The sequence below is a fragment of the Streptomyces sp. NPDC001848 genome, assembly GCF_042891915.1.
Taxonomy (GTDB): Bacteria; Actinomycetota; Actinomycetes; order Streptomycetales; family Streptomycetaceae; genus Streptomyces.
In genome coordinates this window covers 231,368-251,988 of record NZ_JBIATP010000014.1, presented here as the reverse complement: position 1 = coordinate 251,988, position 20,621 = coordinate 231,368, and the positions used below count along the sequence as shown (strand labels likewise).

Genomic DNA, 20,621 nt, shown 5'->3' with positions numbered 1-20,621 from the left:
CCGCTGACGTCGATGATCTGCGCGACCCGGATACGCTGGTCCTGCTCCAGCGGCGCCTTCCAGCCGTCCTTCAAGAACGCCTGCAACTGGTCGGGGGAGTTGCTGTCGAGAGCGGCGCGGGCGGCCTGCTGGAGGTAGGTGCCGCCGACACTGGCGACCTGAGCGGTGGCGACGCGCTCGTCCTGGAACTGGATGTCGGAGGCCTGAGCCAGGAAGTTCTTGACGTCATCGTCACTGCCGACCAGCGCGGCTTCGGCGGCGGCGCGCACGCCGGGCCCGCCGGTCTCCCACAGCCGCACCACCTTGGCACGGTCGGTGTCGGGAAGCGCACCGCCGATTCTGCTGTCTGTCGGAGCGGTTCCGTCGGCCGTGGCCGGGGAGGGTGCGGGTCCCAGCAGGCCCAGTACCAGCGCGCTGGGCAGCAGGCCCAGACACAGCACACGCACCGCGTGCTGTGCTCCCGCCGTCACGCGCCGCGGGCGTCGTGGATGTCTCACTGCAGACTCTATTCGTCTCATGTTTATGGGGGGTTGTGTGCACCGGCTCGCGCAGGCACCTGCACTGATCACAGGCCCGTGCGCGGGCCGGGCCGAGGGACGGACCTTCGGTGTTTGGCGGATCCGTTCCTCGAACGGTGTGTGGAACGTCAGTTGGCGGGTGCGAGTTGGGTTTCGTCGTGCAGGCCCTTGGCGTCGACGCCGGTGAAGAGGCTGACGTGCCCGTCGTTCCAGCGGACGAGGATGTCGTTCGCGGCGGTGTTGGCGGTGAAGGCGCCCGCGGCGACCACGGCGGCGTCCTTCCACTCCGAATTCCTCGGCCGGATCTGGTCCTCGCCGGGCAGGGCCTTGCCGGTCAGACCCGGATAGATCGTGGTTTCGCCGTCGACCCAGCGCACCAGCAGGTCATCGGTGGCGTTGCTGGTCAACGATCCGGTGGTCAGCTGGCCGGCGTAGGGCCAGGTGGTGGTGTTCTTGGCGACGATCTGCGTCTGCTTGCTCAGTCCGTTGGCCGCCAGATCAGCGAAGACCGACACGTGGCCGTCCTTCCAGACCACCAGCAGATCGTCACGGTGGCCGCCCGGGGTGAAGCGGCCGCCGGTCACCAGACGCGCGTCGTCCTTCCAGGCGGGAGTATTCCGCGGGGCGAGCTGCTTCTCACCGTGGAAACCCTTGGCATCCACCGTCGCGTACTGGGTCACCTCGCCGTCGCTCCACCGCACCACCAGCCCGTCCGTGCCGCTGCCGGTGGCATTGACACCGGTGATCGAGACAGCATGCGTCCAGATGCTCTTACGGGGCGCCAGCTGGTACTCGGCGGCGAACGGGTGCGCGGGATCGTTGCTGTCGCCGCCCTGGTAGAGGGTGACCTCACCGTCGTCCCACAGGACGATCAAGTCCATGTGCCGGCTGCCGCCCGCCGAGCCGCCTGTGTAGTAGCCCGCGGACATCTGCACGGCACTCTTCCACGGCGCGCTGGCGAAGGTGGTGCTGTAGACGACCTGCTGGACCCAGCCCGCCAGATCATCGACCCGAGCAGCCACCGCCCCGGTACGGGTCTCCGCCGCATCGGTGCCCAGGCAACCACCCTGCCAGGACCGGCTGCTGACACCCACGAGAGCCGTATGACCGGCTGCGGTGCTCAGCACCGGACCACCGGTATCCCCCTTGCAGACGGCGGCGCCGTCCGACTTGCCGGCCAGGTCGACCGTGGTGGCACCGACATTCTGTGCGGTGAAGGCGGCGGCGTGCACCTGGTCGGGCACCCACTCGTCGTGCGTGCGGCCAAAGCCCGCTGCCTGTACCTCGTCGCCCACACCGGGCGCCGTGCCCGTCACCGGGATCGGGGTGATACCGCTGACCGGCTTGGCCAGTTGCGCCATCACCACATCCCGATCAGCGCGAGGGGCGAGGTTCACCACCTGCTGGGCGGTGCCGCCGATGGTCGCCGTCGTCTTCAGCTTCGGAGCGCCGGGGGCGAGGGGGCCGCCCGGGGTGTCGGTGAAACAGCTCGCCGCCGTCAGCAGCCACTGCGGAGCCACCAGCGTGGCCGAACAGCCGCGCTGCCCGCCGATGTCAAGCCGTGCGGTGGCGGCGGACACCGCGTCAGAAGCCTGCGGGCCCGATACAGCAGCCGTGGGCGTGCCCGACAAGGCGGCGATAGCCAGCGACGTAGCCGCGATCAGACCGGAAGTCCGCGCGATGCGCGGACGAAAGCCAGACATGAACGTTCCCCGTTTCATGTGAGATCGGTGAGAAGGCAGGGCAGGTCGGTCGGTCAGCCCGTGACGTGCAGTTCCACCAGAACAGTGGACGCACCCCCGGCGCTCCCCTCACCGACGCTCTGATAGCCGTTCTTCGCCACGCTCACCGTCTTGACCGGCGCCGACGGGTCCCCCTGCGGCTTCAGATCCGCGCTGATCGGATGATCAGCGGTCTCCAACGCAATGACGTGCGGGAGCTCCAACGTGAGGTAACCGGCCTTGGCTGTCGCCTTGAAGCAGTAGGCCCCCTGCGGGTTCCCGCCCTTGCCCTGCACGGTAAGGACCCGGATCTGCTGAGCCGATTCATCACACGCGGCAAGGGTGATGTGCCCGTCCCCCTTGATCAGCCTGATGCCCTTGTCCTGCTGAATCTGATCCGCGTTCGGGTAGGCGAAGTCCTCCACCGCCGACGGCGGCGTGTCGCCTCCCGACGGCGGCTGCGGGTCCGCAGACGCGAGCATCGGCGTGCCCACAAGCGCCAGGACGGCAGCAACCCCCGCGAGCGGGAGCATCCTGCGGATGCGAGGAGTCACCCGGATTCCTTCCCAGGCACGGGTGACGGCATGACGGAATAACATCTGCAGCCCCCCGGTGCACACAGACGTAAAGCAAAAATGAGTGGTCGGCCGTGATTCTAAAACGACGTCAGAAGTAAACCAGCGTAATAAGATTCACAGACGACCCACGGAACCTACATCGCAGATTCACAGTCAGGGTATTCCGCGGCCGTCGCCGACCGTTTGCTGCAGGAAGGGCCAGCCGGGCGCGGCCGGACGCTCCTGTTGACGGTGCTCGCCTTCGCCGACGGTGCCGACTGCGACCATGCAGCGCGGGACTGGCGGCCTTCCGGCTGGGTGCTGACCAAGTCGGGCGGCGGCCGCGGGCCCAGCGACGCCGTGCTGCACGCCCCGGACTGCGGGGAGGCGCCGCACGGAGCACCGGTTCTTACGGTGGAGCGGGCCCTGGACGCTGCGGAGAAGGCCAGCGTCCGGCTGTGTTCGCTGTGTGGCGCCGGGGCCGACCTGGAGCCGCTGCTGCGCGGCTTCGGTCACCTTGGCGACGGCGGCTGACCTCCACCCTTGCGGGTGAGGCGCCCTGGTCGTCGCGGGTGCCCGACCGCTCGTTCCCCGTGGCCGGACGAGGTGAGGGGGCTCAGGGATGGGCAGGCCGGGCGCGTTACTCGGGCTGCGGATCGCGATGTGGGTGCTGATCGTGGTTGACGTGGCGATGTACCTGGTGTGGCTGGTCCAGATCTCCTACCGGACCGGGCAGCGGCTTCCCGAGGGAGACGCCAGCCGGTGGGCGCCGGTGGTGCTGCTGCCGCTGGCCGCCGTCGTGTTCTGCGTGATGGCCGGCTGGACCTCGTGGACGAGCGTGGTGGCGCGCTCTGGTTCGCTGCTGCGGGAACGGTGGGCCCTTCGGGGTGGTCCGCATGTTGCGATCGTCGACAGAAGCCGCTGTCCCTGCTCGTCACCGCCGGCCAGCGGCACGACAGTCCCCAGTTCCAGCCGGTCCTCGACGGTATCCGAGTGCCCAGGAGCGGACCCAGCCGGCCTCGCACGAAGCTGGACAGGATTCGCGCGGACAAGGCGTACGGCTCCCGCGCGAACCGCTCCTACCTGAGGTTGAACTCGTGGTGTCGTAGGGGCTGACGGCTGGCCGTTCGCTGGGGTATCACCGGTGCATGCGGTATCCACAAGGGGGCGGGCTGACCGCCGAACGGCAGCAGTTCCGCGAGGAGTTACGGCTGAAGGCCGCCGAGAGGTTCGCCCAGGGTGAGGCGAGCTCGGTGATCGCCAGGGACCTGCGGGTCAGCGTCCGGTCGGTGCAGCGGTGGCGGCGATTGTGGGACGAGGGCGGTCCGCGCGCTCTGCGGTCGCAGGGGCCGGCATCTCTGCCGAGGCTGAGCGAGAAGCAGTTCGCCCAGTTGGAGGCGGAGCTGGCCAAGGGGCCGGCCGCGCACGGCTGGGAAGACCAGCGCTGGACCCTGAGCCGTGTGAAGACGGTGATCGGCCGGCGCTTCCACCTGACCTACACCATCCAGGGCGTACGCAAGCTGCTGGTCCGCAACGGCTGGTCCTGCCAGGTCCCCGCCCGCCGGGCCCTGGAACGCGACGACGAGGCCGTGGCCGGCTGGGTGAAGGAGACCTGGCCCTGCGCGGAAGACTCGCGGCGGCCCGTGGAGCCTGGCTCGTCTTCGAGGACGAAGCCGGCTTCTCCATGACGCCGCCGCAGGCCAAGACCTGGTCGCCCCGTGGTCGCACCCCGGTGGTGCGGGTCCGTGGCCGCTCCCGCAGACGCATCTCCATCGCAGCGCTGACCTGCTACAAACCCGGCCACCGCTCGAGGCTGATCTACCGGCCTCGCCGCGACGACGGCAACCGCGACGGACGCAAGAGCTTCTCCTGGCGCGATTACCGCGACCTGCTGATCGCCGCACACCGGCAGCTCGGCGGCCCGGTCGTCCTGGTCTGGGACAATCTCAACGTCCACAAGGCCGCCGACCTGCGGGAATGGGCGGCAGCCCAGGACTGGCTGACCATCTACTACCTGCCGCCCTACGCACCCGACCTAATTCGGTGTTAAGAGCGGTCCAGACTGGGGCTACGAGCCCCGGGGCTGTTCGAGTACATGGCACGCAGCCTCGACTCTCATCCGGTCATCAGGTCTGGCCGAAGACGGGCGCGCGCGTCTTGTGCTCGGTGGTGGCGGTCGCCTGGCCTTCGTGCGTATGCCTTCACCCGACCCGGCCTTGACGCCTCGGTTGAGATCGGCAGCGTTCGGCGTGTTCGTGGCCGCCGCCACCTGCTTCTGAGCTGGCTCGTTGGCATTCGTGGTGCGAGCCCGTTGCACGGTGATCTCTCGATACACCCGGGCCTCCGAGCTCCAGGTCAGGCCGAGACCCGTGGGGCGTGCTGGTGCCGCGACAAGTCGAACTACGGGTCTTGCCATTGGCGGTCACGGTGGGCAGGGTGTCCGCAGGTGATTCGGGTGCGGCGTCCGTGGTGATCTCGGCCTTTTGCCTCTGCTCCTGCGGCAGCGCTCGGCCCTCGTCAGCCGGAGCGTGCGGCCCGACGGGTGGCGTGCGGCCGACCCGGTCGCAGCAGAGGTGGTGTTGTCGTGCGGGGCAGCAACGGACATCGATGTTCCCCCGGGACCGGGAAGCTCCCGGTCCCGGGAGCGGGGTCATCCGGCGGTCAGGGTGGTCCACTTCTGGTTGGAGCCGCCGTTGCAGTCCCACAGTTGGAGTTGCGTGCCGTCGGTGGTGGAGAAGCCCGGATCGTCGAGGCAGCGGCCGGAGGCGGGGTTGCGGTAGCCGCCGTTGTAGGGCTGCCAAATCTGGTTGGAACCGCCGTGGCAGGCCCAGATCTGCACCTTGGTGCCGTTGGCGGTGTTGCCGCCGGCGGCGTCGAGGCACTTGCCCAGGGAGCGCAGGGTGCCGTCGGTGTAGCGCGACCAGACCTGGTTGGCGGCGCCGTTGCAGCTCCAGATCTGGGCGGCGGTCCCGTCGGCGGTGTTGGCGCCGTTGACGTCCAGGCACTTGCCGGTGATGCCGGATTGTACGGGCGCGGGTGCGGGGGCGGGGTTCTTGAGCCATCCGGTGCTGTCCGCGGACTGGATGCCGCGGTGGAAGGCGTCGGCCATCTTCTGGTAGCCCGCGTCGTTGGGATGCAGTTGGTCGGACAGGTCGGCCGGGGTCAGGCTGCTCATGTCCACGTAGGCGACGTGTTTGCCCGCGGCCTGTGCGTCGCTCACGATCTGGGGGATGGCCTGGTTGTACGTGCCCCGCCACTGCTCCTCCGAGCTGTTGGTGGACACGATCAGGGAGGCGACGAGGACGGTCGCGTCGGGGACGTCGGCGGTGATCTGGTTGACCAGCGACTTCAGCCCGGCGATGGCGTCGTTGGCTCCGGAGGCCCCTATGAGGTCGTTGGTGCCGAGATGCAGCGTGACGACGTTGGGCCGGTAGCGGGTCAGTGAGGCGTCGGCGAGTGCGGCGATCTCGTTGATGTGGTACCCGGGGTGGCCTTCGTTGTCAGGGTCGGACATCGAGCCGTTCCGCACCGAGCCGACGAAGTCCAGCGGGTGGCCGTCCGCCGCAAGCTCGTTCCACAATGGGCCCCGGTAGCCGTTGCCCGTACTGCTTCCCACACCCCAGGTGATCGAGTCGCCCAACGGCATGACCCGCAGGGGCGTGTTCGAGGCGGCGGACGCAGGGGTGGCACCTGTCGCCGTCACCCCGAGCGCGGCAGTGACAAGTGTGAGCAGGGGGAGAATCCAGAACTTTCTCATGAAGGCGTCCTCTTCTGCGAGTGAGCGCTCAATCAACGAGCTGACCGCCGTTTGTGTCAGCAGCTCGGCCGTCGTGCCGTCCCGTCGGTATGGGCCGCCTGACGTACTGTCAGGGCGGCGTGGGGTGGACAGCCTCTTGCTCGGTGAGCGTTGACAACACCGAGCCTGTCCGGCGTCCCCGTCTGCCCCGGCCCTCCTGTACCGAGCGGTCGCCCCGAACCAGCCCCACAAGCGCACTCGTACAGATACCACGCTGATCCTCGTCTTGGACATCCCATGAATGCTAGAAATCAGGATCGGTGGTGCAGGGGCGAAATCTGCGTGGTTTAGTTTGTCGATGCTGCCCCCTATGGTCTGTTCACCACTTTCTCCGTTGCTGGCGTCGCCCGCGGACATCCCATGTCTGGTTGCTGGTGCTCGACCCGCCGATCACGCCCTGTCCAGGGCTTGCTCCTCGTCGCGCTGAACCAGCACACGCCCCCCGCATACCGCAGACCGCCCACCTCCGCCCCGCCTCCCCCGCGGCGGCACCCGACGCTGCCCCGACCGGCTGAAAACGGCGTGTCAACGGCGAAAGAAAGGCCCGCCTTCGTCACCCCGGGTGGGCACCCACCTCCCGAAGCGGCCGCCACGGACCCCGGCGACGTCGCCGCACAGCCCGAAACCGCCACCCGCGAGCCGGTACGCGGCGGAGACCCCCGCATCGGCACCCCTCCATGGCGCCCGCACCTCGCTCCGAGCGGCCCGCGACCTCACCGCGAGTCCCGTAGCGCCCGCCGTCATGGCGCGTAATCCAACATGGTCAAACATCAGATAGGACAAAAGTCTTGACGATCGAAACCCCTCATCCATACGCTCGGCCCGCCATCAAGCCCTTCGAGCAATCCGGTTCGCACCGGCCGCCCCTCTGACCGGCGCGATCGCATCTTCACCCCGGCTCCAAGTTGATCCAGTCGAGCAGGCCGCCCTGGGAGCGCACCACTCTCGGGCTTCCGGTCACCCACCATGTCGCGGCCGCCCGCCGTCCCCGTCGGCGGCCGACAGCGCCCAAGCACCGTGACGGAGTGAACGTGAAGAGACCGAATGGTCACCTCTCGAGGTCGAGACGAGGGACTGCGACGGCGGCGCCAACCAGCAATGGAATCTTGGACAGTTAAGGAGCACCGGTGCGACTCGCCAGACAGAGCACCCGACTTCTCAGGGCGATCGGAGTGATCGCCGCCCTGCTGATGGCCGTGCTCGGCCTCCAGGCCGGCGTCGGACCAGGCGCGCACGCAGCGACCAACCAGTTCCACGGCCTGAACTGGGCCGATCCGAACGACAACTTCGTCACCGGCGACATCACACCGGTGGGCCTGTCCACCTCTGACAGTTACGCGACCACATACGCGAAGGCCACCTCGATCCTCAAGGGCTACCAGGCACTCGGTGCCAACACCGTCCGCATGGGGTTCAACCGGGCGACCGTCTCCGGCAGTTGGTGGAACAGCTATACCGCGGCCTTCGATGCGGCCAGTGACCGGGGCATGAACGTCGTCCTTGCCCCCTGGCTGCAGAACGGCGTCATCGGCGACACCACGACCTTCTACCAAATGTGGGACGTGGTGATCAACAAGTACCTCGGCAAGAGCAACTTCTACTTCGACATCATGAACGAGCCCTGGGGTTACACCGCCGGCCAGGAGGCCGACGTGGCCGCGGCCTGGGTGGCGCACTACCCCAGTGTCCCGCGGGGCAGGATCATCGTTCCGGGCGCCTGGTCCGACCAGAACCTGTGCACCGTCGGGGCCGACTCGCGCCTGACCGGCACCCTGTTGTCGATCCACATGTACACCCTCGGCGGAGAAACCCACCCCGACGAGGCCGGCTGGGTCACCAGCTTCGAGAACGCCCTGTGCGGTTACGACAGCCGTGCCGTCCTCACCGAGTTCGGCGCTCCCATGAACACCGGCGTCAACTATGACGGGCCGCGGGACGGCACCAACGACGTGTCATACCTCTACGCACTCACCGACACCGTGCGCAATCGGGGCATGGGCTCCCTCCTCTGGGTCGGCGTGAAGTTCGCCAACCAGACGCAGGGTCCTGGTCCCTGTGAGAACGCCTCCTGCGCCATGACCTCCCTCCAGGGCACCGGCACCAACTACTCACTGAGCATCAACAACCAGTCCGGCCTGGGCCGGCTCCAGTACGGCTGGGGCGGCACCGGTGGCGTCGGCACGGCCACCACGGGTCCGATCCGCGCCATCGGGTCGGGCAAGTGCCTGGATGTACCCGGCTATTCACAGACCAACGGCACCCAGGCGGTGATCTGGGACTGCAACGGCGGCACGAACCAGACCTGGACCAGCACTTCGACCAAGCAGCTCACCGTCTACGGCGGTGCCAAGTGCCTCGATGCGGCCGGCACCGCGGCCGGCGCCAAAGTCGAGATATGGGACTGCAACGGCGGCACCAACCAGCAGTGGAACCTCAACTCCAACGGCACCGTCACCGACGTGCAGTCCGGGCTCTGCCTGGACGTCACCGGCGCCTCCATCGCCGACGGCGCTCTGGCCGAACTGTGGGCCTGCAACGGCCAGTCCAACCAGCAGTGGACTCTCGGCTGACCGGCCGAACACCCTATCAGGCAGGAGCTCGACGAATGATCCTCCGTACCCCTTCGACCGCACCGCCCCGCGGACGCCCCGCCGGCCTACTGCTCACCGTGCTGATGTTCCTGGCGCTGCTGCCGGTCTCGGCGCTCACCACGGCCGCACCCGCGCAGGCCCTGGACAACGGCCTGGCGCGGACCCCGCAGATGGGGTTCAACGACTGGAACGCCTACGGCTGCAACGTCTCCGAGTCCCTGATCAAGGCGACGGCGCTGGCCATGCACAACGACGGCATGCAGGCCGCCGGCTACCAGTACGTCAACATAGACGACTGCTGGATGACCAGCAGCCGCAACTCCGCCGGCCAACTGGTGCCGGACCCGGCGAAGTTCCCGGACGGCATCTCCGGCACCGCCGCCTACGTCCACTCCCTGGGGCTGAAACTCGGTATCTACGAGTCAGCGGGCACCCAGACCTGCGCCGGCTACCCCGGCAGCCTCGGCCACGAGACGACCGACGCCAACTCCTTCGCCTCCTGGGGCGTGGACTACCTGAAGTACGACAACTGCTACAACCAGGGCATCAGTGCGCAGACCCGCTACACCGCGATGCGCGACGCACTGGCCGCCACCGGTCGGCCGATCCTGTTCAGCCTGTGCAACTGGGGCCAGGAGAACGTGTGGACCTGGGGCGCGGGTGTCGGCAACAGCTGGCGCACCACCGGCGACATCACCGCCAGCTATTCCAGCATGCTGTCGATCTTCCACAGCAACGTCGGACTGGCCTCCTACGCCGGACCCGGCCACTGGAACGACCCGGACATGCTCGAGGTCGGCAACGGCATGTCCGCCACCGAGGACCAGAGCGAGATCAGCCTCTGGGCCGAGATGGCCGCCCCGCTGATCAGCGGGACTAACCTGGTCAACGCCAGCTCCAGCACGCTCGGTATGCTGACCAACCCGCGGATCATCGCGGTGGACCAGGACTCCCTCGGCAAGCAGGGCACCGAGGTGTCCGCCTCCGGCGGGCTCGACGTGCTGGCCAAGCCGCTGGCGAACGGTGACGTGTCGGTCGCCCTCTTCAACGAGAACGGCAGCGCCGCCACCATCTCCACCACGGCCGCCGCGATCGGCAAGACCGGGGCCTCAAGCTATACCCTGACCGATCTGTGGACCGGAGCGACGTCCACCACCACCGGCACCATCAGCGCGAACGTCCCGGCTCACGGCACGGTGATGTTCCGCGTCGCCGGGGGCAGCACCGCGACCACCGCCAGTGGCGAACTGCACGCGGTCGGCGCGGGCAAGTGCCTGGACGTGCCCGGGGCCTCGACCACAGCCGGCACGCAGGTGCAGATCTGGGACTGCTTGGGCGGGTCCAACCAGATCTGGACGCACACCTCCGCCAACCAGTTGACCGTCTACAGCGGCAGCAGCCAGATGTGTCTGGATGCCTACGGTGGGGGCACCAGCCCCGGCACGAAGGTGGCCATCTGGCCGTGCAACGGCCAGACCAACCAACAGTGGAACCTCAACTCCAACGGCACCGTCACCGGCGTGCAGTCCGGGCTCTGCCTGGACGTCACCGGCGGCTCCACCGCCGACGGCGCTCTGGCCGAACTGTGGACCTGCAACGGGCAGACCAACCAGCAGTGGTCCCTGGGCTAGCTCCTGCCACCAGCGCGTGAGCCGGGGCGCTTGCAAGGTGATCGTGCGCTCGGGTCCCACTCTGTCCGCTCACCGCTCCAGGCCTCGGTACGCTGCCGAGGATCGCGAGGACAGCCTGGTGCTGAGGCGCCGGCTGTCCTCGCGATTCCCCGACGGCCCTGCCGCGGCCGGACCGCTTGCGACGGGAGGCGTCAGCGTTCGTCTTCTCCTTGGGCCCGTCGAGCAGGAACCTGGGCGGCGCCACATACTGTCCCGCTCGGAAATACGATTCTGAGCCTGGCCTGCAGCTTCTCCATGTGGGGCAACGGCCTCCGCGGCGCCTGGGATGATCCTTCGATGCCGCTGTCGATCGTCACCGCACTGGTCCGGAATCTGATCAGAGTGCCCGCCGCCGTGCTGCGCAGCCGGGTGGCCAAGGATGCGGAGGTGCTGGCGTTGCGGCACGAGAACGCGGTGCTGCGCCGCCAGATCGCTCGGGTCCGCTACGAGTCCGCCGACCGGATCTGGCTGGCCGTCCTTTCCCGGCTGGTCCCGCGGGAGCGCTGGCGTCAGGTCTTCGCGGTCACGCCGACCACGCTGCTGGCCTGGCACCGACGCCTGGTCTCCCGGAAGTGGACATTCACCGAGCGTCGCCACCCGGGACGGCCCCCCGACTGCGCCCACCGTCAGGCAGCTCATCTTGCGTCTGGCGCGCGAGAACAGCACCTGGGGCCACCGCCGCATACAGGGCGAGCTCGTCCCCCTTGGCTACTCCATTGCCCGGTCCACCGTATGGGAGATCCTGCAGCCCTCGGGAGTTGACCCCGCGCCGCATCGCTCCGGCCCGACTTGGCGTCAGTTCCTCACCACCCAGGCCCACGGCATCATCGCCGCCGACTTCCTGCACCTCGACACCGTGGCGTTGGGGCGCCTGTACGCCCTGGTCTTCATCGAGCACGGCACTCGCCGACTACACCTCGCCGGCGTCACCGCACACCCCACCGCGCAGTGGGCCGTCCAGCAGGCGAGGAATCTCGCCATGACGTTGGGGTGCTGGATGGACTCGCTGCGCTTTCTGCTGCGAGACCGGGATGCGAAGTACACCGACGCCTTCGACGCCGTCTTCCAGGCCGACGACGTGCAGATCCTGCTCAGCCCGCCGCAGGCACCGAGAGCGAACGCGATCCGCGAGAGAGCCGTGGGCACCCTCCGGCGCGAGCTCCTCGACCGGATCCTGATCTACAACGAGGCCCACGCCCAAGCGGTCCTGGCCGAGTACATCCGGCACTACAACCAGCACCGCCCCCACCAGTCCCGGCGGCAACTGCCCCCGGACAGCACCAAACCACCCCCTCCAGCCACCGTCACCGACCTCCAGGCCCACCGAATCCGGCGACAACCCCTCCTCGGCGGCCTGACCAACCAGTACCAGAGGACCGCCTGACCGAACGGCCTCGCCACAGCTCACAGCACCGAATCGTATTTTCGAGCGACACAGGGTTGGCCGGTCGGTACGGACACACTGGAACTGCTGATGAAAGTGCCCACTCCGGCAGCCGGGTCGAAGCCGGCTCGTACTCAGACCACCGCTGTCCTGTCACCGCTGCCACAACCGCGCCGCCAAGGCTGCCACCGTCCAGAGAGCCCTGCGCGAGAAGCAGATGGTGGATCTTCTGGCCAAAGGGCATGACAACATCGCGTTCTGACCCCGTAAAAAGCCCTTCCCTGCGGATCACTGACTCCGGTACTGCTGGTCTGTTCATGCATTCGACTACGGGGAGCGGAATGAGCCAGTTCGGTGTCGACCCCGACAGGCTGACCGACCTTGCCGGGAAGTTCGACAGGGAGGCGAGGGACCTGGCGAAGCCGATCGAAGGCTTCGCGGCGACCGCCTCCGAGATCGGAGAGGCCTTCGGCCTGCTCGGCGCCTGCGACGGTGCGGCGGAGAAGTACCAGACGCTGTTGAACAGTACCCTCAAGGCACTCGGGCAGCTGCCCGGGGTGCTCACCAGCGACGGCGACCGGCTGCGCCTCAACGCCGCCAACTACCGGGACTCGGACCGGACCGCCGTGGACCACCTCCGCGCGGCGACCCAGCCGGCAGGAGGCCCGGCGTGAGCATCAACAGCTGGATAGACGGCAAGGTACTGGAAATCCTCCAGGCCTGCGGGGTGGAACTCCCGGGCGGCAACGGCGACACGCTCCGCTCGGTCGCCCGTGCCTGGGACACCATGGGCGACGAGCTGACAGAAGTCGTACATGCCATCGACGTCCAGATCCAGGGCGTCGACAAGCAGGGCTGGCACGGTGAGGCCCGCGACGCCTTCGAGAGGCACTGGGGGGAGCAGGAGCGCGTCATCAAGGACGTCGCGCACAACTTCCACCAGGTGGCCGACGGGCTGCGGGCGTACGCCGACGAGCTCGACAAGATCAACGAGGAGATCATCGACATCTGCGTCGAGATCGCCGAGATGGAGGTGGCCGGCGCGGCGCTGTCCTTCTTCACCGGCTTCCTCTCCGACCTCGTCGCGAACACGGCCGTGGCCTCGCGCGTCGCCAGGATCATCGACCTGGTGAAGCTCTTCACCTCGGCCGCGGAAAAGGTGGCGGCGCTGATCGAGAGGTTCTGCGGCCTCGCCGAGAAGTCAGCCGCATTCGTGGAGAAGATGCTCACGACCGGGGCAAAGGTCCTCGGAAACTTTGCCGAGAAGGGGCTCGAGAGCTTCGCCACGAACTTCGTCGCCGACTCGGGCAGCATGATGCTCAATCAGGCGCTCAACGGCCAGCCGATCACGGTAGGAGAGGACTTCGCCACTGGCGGCAAGGAAGCTCTGGGAACGGCTGCTTTCACAGCGGGTGGCGCGTCGCTGGCCGAAGGCGCCCATCTGACGGGCGCAGTCGGCAAGGTCCTCAGCGGCGACGGCCGGGTCGGGAGCGCAGTCAACGGGGCGCTCGGCAACATCAGCGGCGGCCTGACGGCCGACGTGTGGAACCATCAGGACGGCGCGACGATCGGGTGGGACGTGGCGACGAACGCCGTGACCGGAGCGACCGGAAACGCCGCCAACGACGCCCACTTCCATCACATGGAGGAACACGGCAGCCTCGGCGGCGAGAACCTCAGTGACAGGGGCAAGCTCACCGACTCCGCGTACAAGAACTCCTTCAGCACCGGCCTCAACACAGCGGTCTACGCGGCGGGCTCAGGCATCGAGTCGGATGCCCAGAACCTGGCCAAGGACGCCGAGAAAGCGGGCGAGTGATCTGTGTGCGGTGAGCTGGGGAACGTGATCCTCGCGGGGGTCGCCCACAACAACCCGAATTACCACCCCGGCTGGAAGGGCTTCTTCTCGGCGCTGGTCGTCATTGCTGGGGGTGCACTCATCCTCGCGGGTGTGACCGCGGGCTTCACCACGTGGCGTCGCGCCGAGCAGCCGCGTGAAAAGGGTCTTTGGCGGGTGCTCCTTGCCACGATGGGCTGCTTCGGGGTCGTGGGCCTCGCGATCATCGCCGTCGGCGTATGGCTGTAATGAGCCGCACACCCCGTGGCCCCTTGCCGGGGGCGGCAGGGCGACAGCGTGCCGAACAGCAGGCCTGCTACGCCTGAAGGGTGCCAATATTCGCTCATCGCTGTTGACCTGCGGTGATTCGCCCGACGGGGTGATGTGGCCTCAGACTGGGCGGCAATACTCGTTGACGAGTCCGCCGAGGATCTTGCGACGTCGAATCGTGCCGATCTGCGGAGGAGCGACGTTGGTTGCCTCGCAGGGCGCTCTGAGGTCCAGTGATCGGTGCGATCTGCCCGCGGCAGAGCCAAACCTCGGCCTACGGCGACAGTAGTCTCAGAGGTGGAGCTGCTCCTGCGCCACCGCGACCGTATCGTCGGTGGTCAAGTCCCCCCTCGGACACAGATTCAGATTACAGATTTGCCCCACGAGGCCCGGTTTCCGGGCAGGGGTGATCGGCACCCGCTTCCGGCTCCTGGCCGGGGCGGGTGTTCGTCGTTGGGGTGCTTGCGCCGGGCTGCTCCCTCCGCTGGCGGTTCGGTGGGCTTCGGTCAGGTGATGGTGATCTTTTCCGCCTGGGGTGTGTCCGCAGTCAGGGTTCTGGTCGCGGGGTCGTAGGTCAGGGTGATCTCCTCGCTGCGGAGGTGCGCGATCGCCTGGGTCGGTGTGGGCTGCACGGATGCCCCGCTGAGGGACGCCGGTCCGGGGGTGGAGGTTCTGGACGGTGATGAAGTCGGCCTCGCTGACCAGGGCCGGGTGTGCGGGGCGGGCGGAGGTGATCCAGTCGGTGGGGGTGTTCCAGCGCATGACGTCGCGGTGGCCGAGAGTGGTGTTGGCGGGGTCGACGAGGTCGTGGTCAGTGCGCTGACGGTTCCAGACCTGCCGACCGGTATAGCGGGGATTGGCGAGGATCGCCGCACCGTGTTCAGCACCCAACGCTGCCCTTCTCGGTGCGGGTTTCGGGCGGGGTCGGTGGCGGCCGGGCAGGGGATGCCGGCGTCGTTGAGGGCGCGGGTGATGCGGGCGATGCTGTGTCCGGCCAGGCGCTGGGCGAAGATCCACGACACGATCGGCCCGCACTCGGGGTCGGTGTCGAGGCGCTGCAGGCGTACGCCGCGAAGGGCCAGGGCCCGGTTGGGGTGTGGTCCGGCATCGATGAGGCGGTAGCCGTAGGGTGGGCGGCCGCCGAGGTAGCGGCCCTGGTCGCGGGCCTGCACGGTCATCGCACCAGCGTCCAGCACTCGACCACGCCCTCCGGCGAACCACTCTTGGCGCACGCCCGCTCCTTCCTCGTCAATCGCGGATCACTCGTTCCAACGAGGCGGAGGCGAGAGGGGAACGGATCATCTGACTAACGGAAAGCTACCCGCTGGTTACTTTTCCCCTGGGGGCAGAGATAGGAGTCCGGGGCCGTCTCCGACCGGCACCGCCCGTTCATGGGCCGGGCCGGCCGACAGCGTCCCGTTCGCCGGGCCGTACGCGTCAAGACCGTTCAACGCGTGCCTCGTCCCCTGGACGACGAGCAGATCCGGCTGCTGCTCGCGCAGCTTCGAGGGCTGGAACGGCGCCAACGACGTGATCTTCTTCGGCAAGAGCGGCGAGCTCGCCGGCAACCGCCGTGACCAGCAGGAACTGTCCATCCTCGCCCTGCATCTACTCCAGGCGGCCCCTGGTCTTCGTCAACACCCTCATGATCCAGGACATGCTTGCCGAGCCCGAGTGGACCAAGGAGGACCGCCGGGCGCTCACCCCGCTCTTCTGGATGCACATCCGCCCCTACAGCGAGGTGCGGCTGAACATGTCCAGCCGCCTGCAGCTCCCCACCCCAGCACCGGCCGCAGAGGCGGCCTGAACGAGGCCGGACGGTCAGTGCCTGTTTCTCATCCCTCGTGGGCGAGAAGCGGACCGAGTTTCACACCGTCGACGACGCCGTGAACGACGCCCTGCGGGCCGCCATCGTCCCTCTGGTCCGCGAGCAGAAGGCCGCCGTGGATCACGCAGGTCCGGTGTACTTCATGCTGCCCGGCGTGCGGATCGAGGAGCGGGCCCGCGAGCTTGCCGTCGCCTTCCATGCCGCCCTGGACGGGTCTCAGTTGATGGCGAAGGCATCGCGGTGGAACACGGTGTCCTCGCGGGACTGGTGGGTGCTTCGCCCTGATCGGTGCGACTAGGTGTCGAGGAACTCGGGGATGAAGATGTCGCGGCTGGTCAGCAGGCGTTTGGAGAGGCCCTGCTCATGGTGGTAGCGCAGGAAGGTGTCGACCGCCTTGCGGTTCGCGCGCAGGCCGTAGGGCCACCAGTCCTCGCCGAGCAGGCTGCGGTTGTGTTCGAACAGGCTGCTGAACCAGGGGGTCACCAGGCTCATGTGCTGCTTCGGGGCGTCCTCGATGTATTTGCGTTCGGCCAGGTCCTTGGCCTTGACGAAGGCGCGGTAGACCGAGCGCAGATCCTCGGAACGGTGCACCAGGTCCTTGCGGACCGCGACGATGTGCATCGGGGGGAAGATCCCGGTGCGCCGGTAGTAGTCGCGCTCGACCTTCTCATAGTCGGGGAAGAGCCGGACGATCTTCGTCGATCCCCGCAACATGGCCTGGGGCACGTCGACCGAGATGAGCGCGTCGATCTCTCCGGACTCGAGCATGGCGCCCAGGGTCTGGCCGTCGCCGGTGTGCCGCACGTGCACGCCGTCCGGCACCGGTTGCGGGAGCCAGTCGAACGCGGGGATGGGATGGTTGGTGCCGCCGATGACCCAGCGGCACTGGTCGGCGGTCACGCCGTACTCGTCCGACAGGATGCCCTTGGGCCAGATGCCGGCGTCGTGTCCGAAGAGTGCGAACTCGCCGAGTGTCTTGCCGGCGAGGTCCTGCGGCTTCTCGATCCCCGCCTCGGTGTTCACGAAGATGGCTGAGTGCCGGAAGTTGCGGTTCGGGAAGATCGGCAGCGCCATGAATGGCGCGTCCTCCAGGTCGAAGGTGCGCAGAAAGTAGGTCAAGCCGAGTTCCGCTATGTCGTAGCGGCCTTCGAGCATGTGCCGGAAGAGGTCCGAGACCAGGGGTTCCGTCTCAAGGGTGGCGTCCACGCCGTCGATCTTCACGCGGCCGTCGAAGAGCGCCTCGGTGTGCTCGTACCGGTAGGTGCCGATGGTCAGCTCGATGCTCATCAAGATCCTCACTTCCGTGAATGAGCTTTCATTTTTACGATGGGCCCGATAGGGTTCCCTGTCAAGATGAACGATCATTCACTTTGAGGGAGGTCGGCCATGCCGCGCATCACGCCCGAGCGTCGGGAAGCCAAGCGTGCGGAGATCGTGGCGGCAGCGCGCCGGTGTTTCGCGCGGGGCGGCTTCCACCAGACCTCGATGCCGGACATCGCCGCCGCAGCCGGTGTTTCTGCGGGTGCCCCCTACCGCTACTTCGCGAGCAAGGAGGAGATCATCCTGGCAATCGCCGCGGACGCCTTCCGGCTGATCTTCGAGCCGATGGAACGAGTGGCCGTGGCCGCTGACGCGCCCTCCCTGGGCGACCTGGTCGCCGCCTCCCTTCAGGCACTGAGTGCCGAGACCGTCACGGACGCCGCAGGGCAGGTGGTGCCGGTCGAGGAACTGCTGCAGTGCGTCGTGCAGACCTGGTCGGAACTGCTGCGCAACGACGGCCTGCACGCCCGCGCCTTGGAGGGCTTCGAAAGGGTCCGTCGCAGCATCGCCGACGCCCTGCGCCGCGGACAAGCGGCGGGCGCTGTCCAAACCGTGGAGCCGGAGAGCGGCGCACGGGTATTGATCGGTCTGCTGCACGGATTCCTGCTCCAGCGTGTGGCCTTCGGCTTGACCGACACGGCAGGATTCAACGACGCCGTCCGGGGGTTGCTCGACGGAGCCGAGCGCCCGGACAACACTCCGCGGTGAGCGTTCCCCAGCTCAGGTAGGCAAGTCCGCTGCACATGCGGATGCGGCACCCCCGCATCCGCCGGCGCCATGATGGCCCACTCCGCGGTGGTGTTCCGCTGACAGGCCACGGACGGCGGTGGGAGAGTGGCGCCCAGGCCGGGTTCGGGCCGGTGCGGGCCAAGGTCAGCACCATGACCTTGAGAATGATCAGTCCCATTGGGCTTCGCGGGAGGCCGGCTGATTGCTTCTGCGGGAGGATCGCCGGGTGATTCGCCTGGTCATGAGGGTGATGGCGGCCCAGGTGATCAGCGATTCCGAGTGCCGGATGAGCCGTTCTGGTCGGTGACCTGTAGGTCGTCGTCGAGGTAGGCGACCTCGATGGCGAAGCGCATGCCGAGGGTGTGCACGTACGGATGGCGGTCAGCAGCAGCGCGCCGTCGATGCCGCCGCGGCCGAGGCGGCCACGGGTTCGGGCGGCGCGTGTGGCGGCGATCTCGAGCGGCACCGTTGCGCCGGGCGCCTGCACGTGGCCGCGGCCCTGTCGGCTGCAGGCTCGGCGGGTGCCGGAATGGTGACGTGGACGGCGGACGCAGGGGTGGTGCAGGGGCTGGCCAGTGCGAGGGAGACGTCGGCCGGCCCGGCGGCGGGTGTGCCCTCGTCGGGTTCGTCGTCCGCTAGGGCCAGGACGTCGGCGAGTGATCCACTGGCGCTGGCGGCGGGGGTGGTCGCCTGGGTGTCCTGCGGAGTGGCCGGGGGGATTCCGGATCGCGGAGCAGGCGTTTCAGCCTCGAGCGCTTCCTGCTCCAGGGCAGCGTACTCGTGCGGCAGCCCGTCGTTGCCCGCGCCGTTGTCGGCGAGCGGGTGGTGGTGGTCGGGCCGCAACCAGCCGGGGCCGGGTGCGTCGCTGTCGCTGTCGGCGGTGGTGAGCAATTCGATGGCGTCGTGGAAGCGGTCGTCGTCCAGAGGCCGCAGGCGGACCGGCAAGCCTGAAGGCGACTGCCGACACCCTCGGTGATGCCAGCCCGAGGCGGCCGCAGGCCGCTACGCGTACCCTCGACCGGCGGGGAGGACGACGGCGAGCGGTAGGAGCGCCGATCGCGATGGAAGGGCTGCGCGGATAGCCGGCCATGCGCACGCCGCGCCCGGATGGCGACGGTGTTCCTGGCGGTCTTGGTCGGACCGCGCAATGCGCGGTCCGACGCTTCTCATGGGATGAACTTCACCTCTGGGAAGGCCGCGCTCGGGCCGTCGAGCAGATGTCCCGGGCGGTGTCGCAGGTGTAGGTCGAAGAACGCGAGCGGGTAGGCCTGCTGGATCCGGACCGCCCGAGCCGGATCGAGGGTGCCGATCATGTCCTGGATCTGCTGGCTCGTCATGCCGAGGACCTTGCCCGCTTGCGGGATCAGTGTCGCGTCGTCGCCGTACGTCTTGTGGATGGCCCCGTCGGCCTGGATGTTCAGCCGCCAACCGCGAAGGTGTGTCCAGAACTCGGCGACGTCCGGCACAGCAGCCCGGGTAAACGAAGCGGTCATCATCATGAACGGCCGGTCCAGGTCGGTGGTGATGGTCGGCTGCATCGGACCGTCGATACTGAGCCCGGCGCCAACGCGCTGGTCGGCGAGCATGGTGAACGCGGTGGCGGTGCCGCCCTTCGACCAGCCGAACGCGCCGATGCACCTCGGGTCGAGGGCGCCGAGCAGTCCCTGGGGCAGTGGCCTGCCGTCGACGTCGGGGTTGTGCCCGGCGGCAAGGCCCTCGACAACGTCGAGTATGAACCGGAGGTCCGTGGCGAAGTCCCGGGGCCCCAGGAACGGCGGGACCTCTGCCGGAACGGTGAGTCGGCCGTCGGGGAACTCGCTGAACGCGTCGTACGTGTGGTCGACGGTGACCACGGCGTAGCCGTGGCTGGCGAGTTCCTGGACCATGATGGTGTGGTCGCCGCGATGGCTGCCCGCGCCGTGCGAGTACACGAGAACGGGCAGGCGATGGCCCGTTTGGTGCACGGGTGCGCCCACATGTGCGGCGGTGAGTGGGCCGAGGGCGGGATCGAGGGGGAAGCCGACGTCCGCCAGAAACGCCCGCAGCGCACCCTGGGTCATCCAGGGAGCACGCGGCAGGTCCTTCGTCTTGCAAGCGGGGTACCAGACGCTGGCCATCAGCTCGCGGTGATGCCCCGGGCCGGCCACAGGATCCGGACGCGAGGTGTCGACGAGGTGGAGCGGCACCGTGCCCACGGGGTGCGGCCCGGTGGGCCCGGGCAGCGTGAGCTGCGACGGACCGGGGGCGGTCGAATCCGCCCACGCCTGGCGCGCTGCGCTGATCGGCACGGCGGCCCCGGCCCCCGTCACCAGCGCGGCTGCGAGCAAGCGACGGCGCGTCACGTCCGTCGTGGTGACCGGTGCGATGGTCACGTGTTCTCCCTGGGTTATGGACGGTGTT

General features: G+C 68.2%; 18 protein-coding genes and 4 pseudogenes. 13 read left to right on the top strand and 9 right to left on the bottom strand.

Features of this window, described 5'->3' with window-relative positions:
- From ACFYZJ_RS28215 to ACFYZJ_RS28205, 3 genes are all read right to left on the bottom strand, one after another.
- A partial coding sequence (locus ACFYZJ_RS28215; RefSeq protein ID WP_388572468.1) for an ALF repeat-containing protein occupies positions 1 to 470 on the bottom strand: 470 nt, incomplete at its 3' end.
- Between the two features lie 176 nt (positions 471 to 646).
- Positions 647 to 2,221: a trypsin-like serine protease gene (locus ACFYZJ_RS28210; RefSeq protein WP_388572466.1), complete on the bottom strand. Its 1,575-nt coding sequence runs from the start codon at positions 2,219 to 2,221 to the stop codon at positions 647 to 649.
- A 53-nt stretch (positions 2,222 to 2,274) separates the two neighbouring features.
- Entirely contained in the window at positions 2,275 to 2,772 is a 498-nt protein-coding gene (locus ACFYZJ_RS28205; protein WP_388572464.1) for a hypothetical protein, read from the bottom strand.
- Positions 2,773 to 3,048: 276 nt separating this feature from the next.
- On the opposite strand from ACFYZJ_RS28205, the gene ACFYZJ_RS28200 reads away from it, so the two are divergent.
- The 4 genes and pseudogenes from ACFYZJ_RS28200 to ACFYZJ_RS28185 all read left to right on the top strand — a co-directional run.
- A complete protein-coding gene (locus ACFYZJ_RS28200; protein ID WP_388572481.1) occupies positions 3,049 to 3,330 on the top strand; it encodes a DUF6233 domain-containing protein in 282 nt (93 codons plus the stop codon).
- 369 nt (positions 3,331 to 3,699) lie between these two features.
- A pseudogene (locus ACFYZJ_RS28195) lies at positions 3,700 to 3,885 on the top strand (transposase); the annotation flags it as partial.
- A gap of 59 nt (positions 3,886 to 3,944) precedes the next feature.
- A complete protein-coding gene (locus ACFYZJ_RS28190; protein ID WP_388572462.1) occupies positions 3,945 to 4,484 on the top strand; it encodes a winged helix-turn-helix domain-containing protein in 540 nt (179 codons plus the stop codon).
- A pseudogene (locus ACFYZJ_RS28185) lies at positions 4,481 to 4,834 on the top strand (transposase); the annotation flags it as partial. The gene ACFYZJ_RS28190 and the pseudogene ACFYZJ_RS28185, both read left to right, overlap by 4 nt.
- 612 nt (positions 4,835 to 5,446) lie before the next feature.
- On the opposite strand, the gene ACFYZJ_RS28180 reads toward ACFYZJ_RS28185, so the two are convergent.
- A complete protein-coding gene (locus ACFYZJ_RS28180) occupies positions 5,447 to 6,553 on the bottom strand; it encodes a ricin-type beta-trefoil lectin domain protein (RefSeq protein WP_388572460.1) in 1,107 nt (368 codons plus the stop codon).
- Between the two features lie 1,166 nt (positions 6,554 to 7,719).
- Here ACFYZJ_RS28180 and ACFYZJ_RS28175 point away from each other — a divergent pair.
- The 6 genes and pseudogenes from ACFYZJ_RS28175 (at position 7,720) to ACFYZJ_RS28150 (ending at position 14,323) form a co-directional block, all read left to right on the top strand.
- A complete protein-coding gene (locus ACFYZJ_RS28175) occupies positions 7,720 to 9,162 on the top strand; it encodes a ricin-type beta-trefoil lectin domain protein (RefSeq protein WP_388572458.1) in 1,443 nt (480 codons plus the stop codon).
- A 104-nt stretch (positions 9,163 to 9,266) separates the two neighbouring features.
- Positions 9,267 to 10,814: a glycoside hydrolase family 27 protein gene (locus ACFYZJ_RS28170; protein ID WP_388572479.1), complete on the top strand. Its 1,548-nt coding sequence runs from the start codon at positions 9,267 to 9,269 to the stop codon at positions 10,812 to 10,814.
- A 336-nt stretch (positions 10,815 to 11,150) separates the two neighbouring features.
- Positions 11,151 to 12,237: pseudogene (locus ACFYZJ_RS28165) on the top strand (integrase core domain-containing protein).
- Between the two features lie 341 nt (positions 12,238 to 12,578).
- Complete coding sequence (locus ACFYZJ_RS28160) at positions 12,579 to 12,911, top strand: WXG100 family type VII secretion target (protein WP_388572456.1); 333 nt, start codon at positions 12,579 to 12,581, stop codon at positions 12,909 to 12,911.
- Positions 12,908 to 14,056 (top strand): WXG100 family type VII secretion target, encoded by a 1,149-nt coding sequence (locus ACFYZJ_RS28155; protein WP_388572454.1) that lies wholly within the window; start codon positions 12,908 to 12,910, stop codon positions 14,054 to 14,056. The genes ACFYZJ_RS28160 and ACFYZJ_RS28155 overlap by 4 nt, the downstream gene beginning before the upstream one ends.
- A gap of 24 nt (positions 14,057 to 14,080) precedes the next feature.
- Positions 14,081 to 14,323, top strand: a complete 243-nt coding sequence (locus ACFYZJ_RS28150; protein WP_388572452.1) for a hypothetical protein — start codon at positions 14,081 to 14,083, stop codon at positions 14,321 to 14,323.
- Positions 14,324 to 14,850: 527 nt separating this feature from the next.
- Here ACFYZJ_RS28150 and ACFYZJ_RS28145 read toward each other — a convergent pair.
- Together ACFYZJ_RS28145 and ACFYZJ_RS28140 are read right to left on the bottom strand one after the other, a co-directional pair.
- Positions 14,851 to 14,976: a hypothetical protein gene (locus ACFYZJ_RS28145; RefSeq protein WP_388572491.1), complete on the bottom strand. Its 126-nt coding sequence runs from the start codon at positions 14,974 to 14,976 to the stop codon at positions 14,851 to 14,853.
- A gap of 97 nt (positions 14,977 to 15,073) precedes the next feature.
- Positions 15,074 to 15,361 (bottom strand): annotated as a pseudogene (locus ACFYZJ_RS28140) (hypothetical protein); the annotation flags it as partial.
- A gap of 640 nt (positions 15,362 to 16,001) precedes the next feature.
- Here ACFYZJ_RS28140 and ACFYZJ_RS28135 point away from each other — a divergent pair.
- Positions 16,002 to 16,151, top strand: a complete 150-nt coding sequence (locus ACFYZJ_RS28135; protein ID WP_388572489.1) for a hypothetical protein — start codon at positions 16,002 to 16,004, stop codon at positions 16,149 to 16,151.
- A 37-nt stretch (positions 16,152 to 16,188) separates the two neighbouring features.
- Positions 16,189 to 16,470 carry a hypothetical protein gene (locus ACFYZJ_RS28130; RefSeq protein WP_388572488.1) on the top strand — a complete coding sequence of 94 codons (282 nt, stop codon included), beginning with the start codon at positions 16,189 to 16,191 and terminating at the stop codon, positions 16,468 to 16,470.
- On the opposite strand, the gene ACFYZJ_RS28125 is transcribed toward ACFYZJ_RS28130, so the two are convergent.
- The gene (locus ACFYZJ_RS28125) at positions 16,467 to 17,459 is read right to left on the bottom strand and encodes a 4,5-dihydroxyphthalate decarboxylase (RefSeq protein WP_388572450.1); all 993 of its coding nucleotides are present in this window, start codon (positions 17,457 to 17,459) and stop codon (positions 16,467 to 16,469) included. The genes ACFYZJ_RS28130 and ACFYZJ_RS28125 overlap by 4 nt on opposite strands.
- Before the next feature lie 99 nt (positions 17,460 to 17,558).
- On the opposite strand from ACFYZJ_RS28125, the gene ACFYZJ_RS28120 reads away from it, so the two are divergent.
- Entirely contained in the window at positions 17,559 to 18,200 is a 642-nt protein-coding gene (locus tag ACFYZJ_RS28120) for a TetR/AcrR family transcriptional regulator (RefSeq protein ID WP_388572448.1), read from the top strand.
- Between the two features lie 402 nt (positions 18,201 to 18,602).
- Here ACFYZJ_RS28120 and ACFYZJ_RS28115 read toward each other — a convergent pair whose 3' ends face one another.
- Together ACFYZJ_RS28115 and ACFYZJ_RS28110 are read right to left on the bottom strand one after the other, a co-directional pair.
- A complete protein-coding gene (locus ACFYZJ_RS28115) occupies positions 18,603 to 19,166 on the bottom strand; it encodes a hypothetical protein (RefSeq protein WP_388572447.1) in 564 nt (187 codons plus the stop codon).
- Positions 19,167 to 19,387: 221 nt separating this feature from the next.
- Positions 19,388 to 20,593 (bottom strand): alpha/beta hydrolase family protein, encoded by a 1,206-nt coding sequence (locus ACFYZJ_RS28110; protein WP_388572445.1) that lies wholly within the window; start codon positions 20,591 to 20,593, stop codon positions 19,388 to 19,390.
- Positions 20,594 to 20,621: the final 28 nt, after the last annotated feature.

Excerpts from the sequence above, each read along its gene's own strand:
- ACFYZJ_RS28210 (WP_388572466.1), bottom strand. The coding sequence starts at position 2,221 with ATGTCTGGCTTTCGTCCGCGCATCGCGCGGACTTCCGGTCTGATCGCG.
- ACFYZJ_RS28205 (WP_388572464.1), bottom strand. The coding sequence starts at position 2,772 with ATGCTCCCGCTCGCGGGGGTTGCTGCCGTCCTGGCGCTTGTGGGCACG.
- ACFYZJ_RS28190 (WP_388572462.1), top strand. The coding sequence starts at position 3,945 with ATGCGGTATCCACAAGGGGGCGGGCTGACCGCCGAACGGCAGCAGTTC.
- ACFYZJ_RS28180 (WP_388572460.1), bottom strand. The coding sequence starts at position 6,553 with ATGAGAAAGTTCTGGATTCTCCCCCTGCTCACACTTGTCACTGCCGCG.
- ACFYZJ_RS28170 (WP_388572479.1), top strand. The coding sequence starts at position 9,267 with ATGTTCCTGGCGCTGCTGCCGGTCTCGGCGCTCACCACGGCCGCACCC.
- ACFYZJ_RS28160 (WP_388572456.1), top strand. The coding sequence starts at position 12,579 with ATGAGCCAGTTCGGTGTCGACCCCGACAGGCTGACCGACCTTGCCGGG.
- ACFYZJ_RS28135 (WP_388572489.1), top strand. The coding sequence starts at position 16,002 with ATGCTTGCCGAGCCCGAGTGGACCAAGGAGGACCGCCGGGCGCTCACC.
- ACFYZJ_RS28125 (WP_388572450.1), bottom strand. The coding sequence starts at position 17,459 with ATGAGCATCGAGCTGACCATCGGCACCTACCGGTACGAGCACACCGAG.
- ACFYZJ_RS28120 (WP_388572448.1), top strand. The coding sequence starts at position 17,559 with ATGCCGCGCATCACGCCCGAGCGTCGGGAAGCCAAGCGTGCGGAGATC.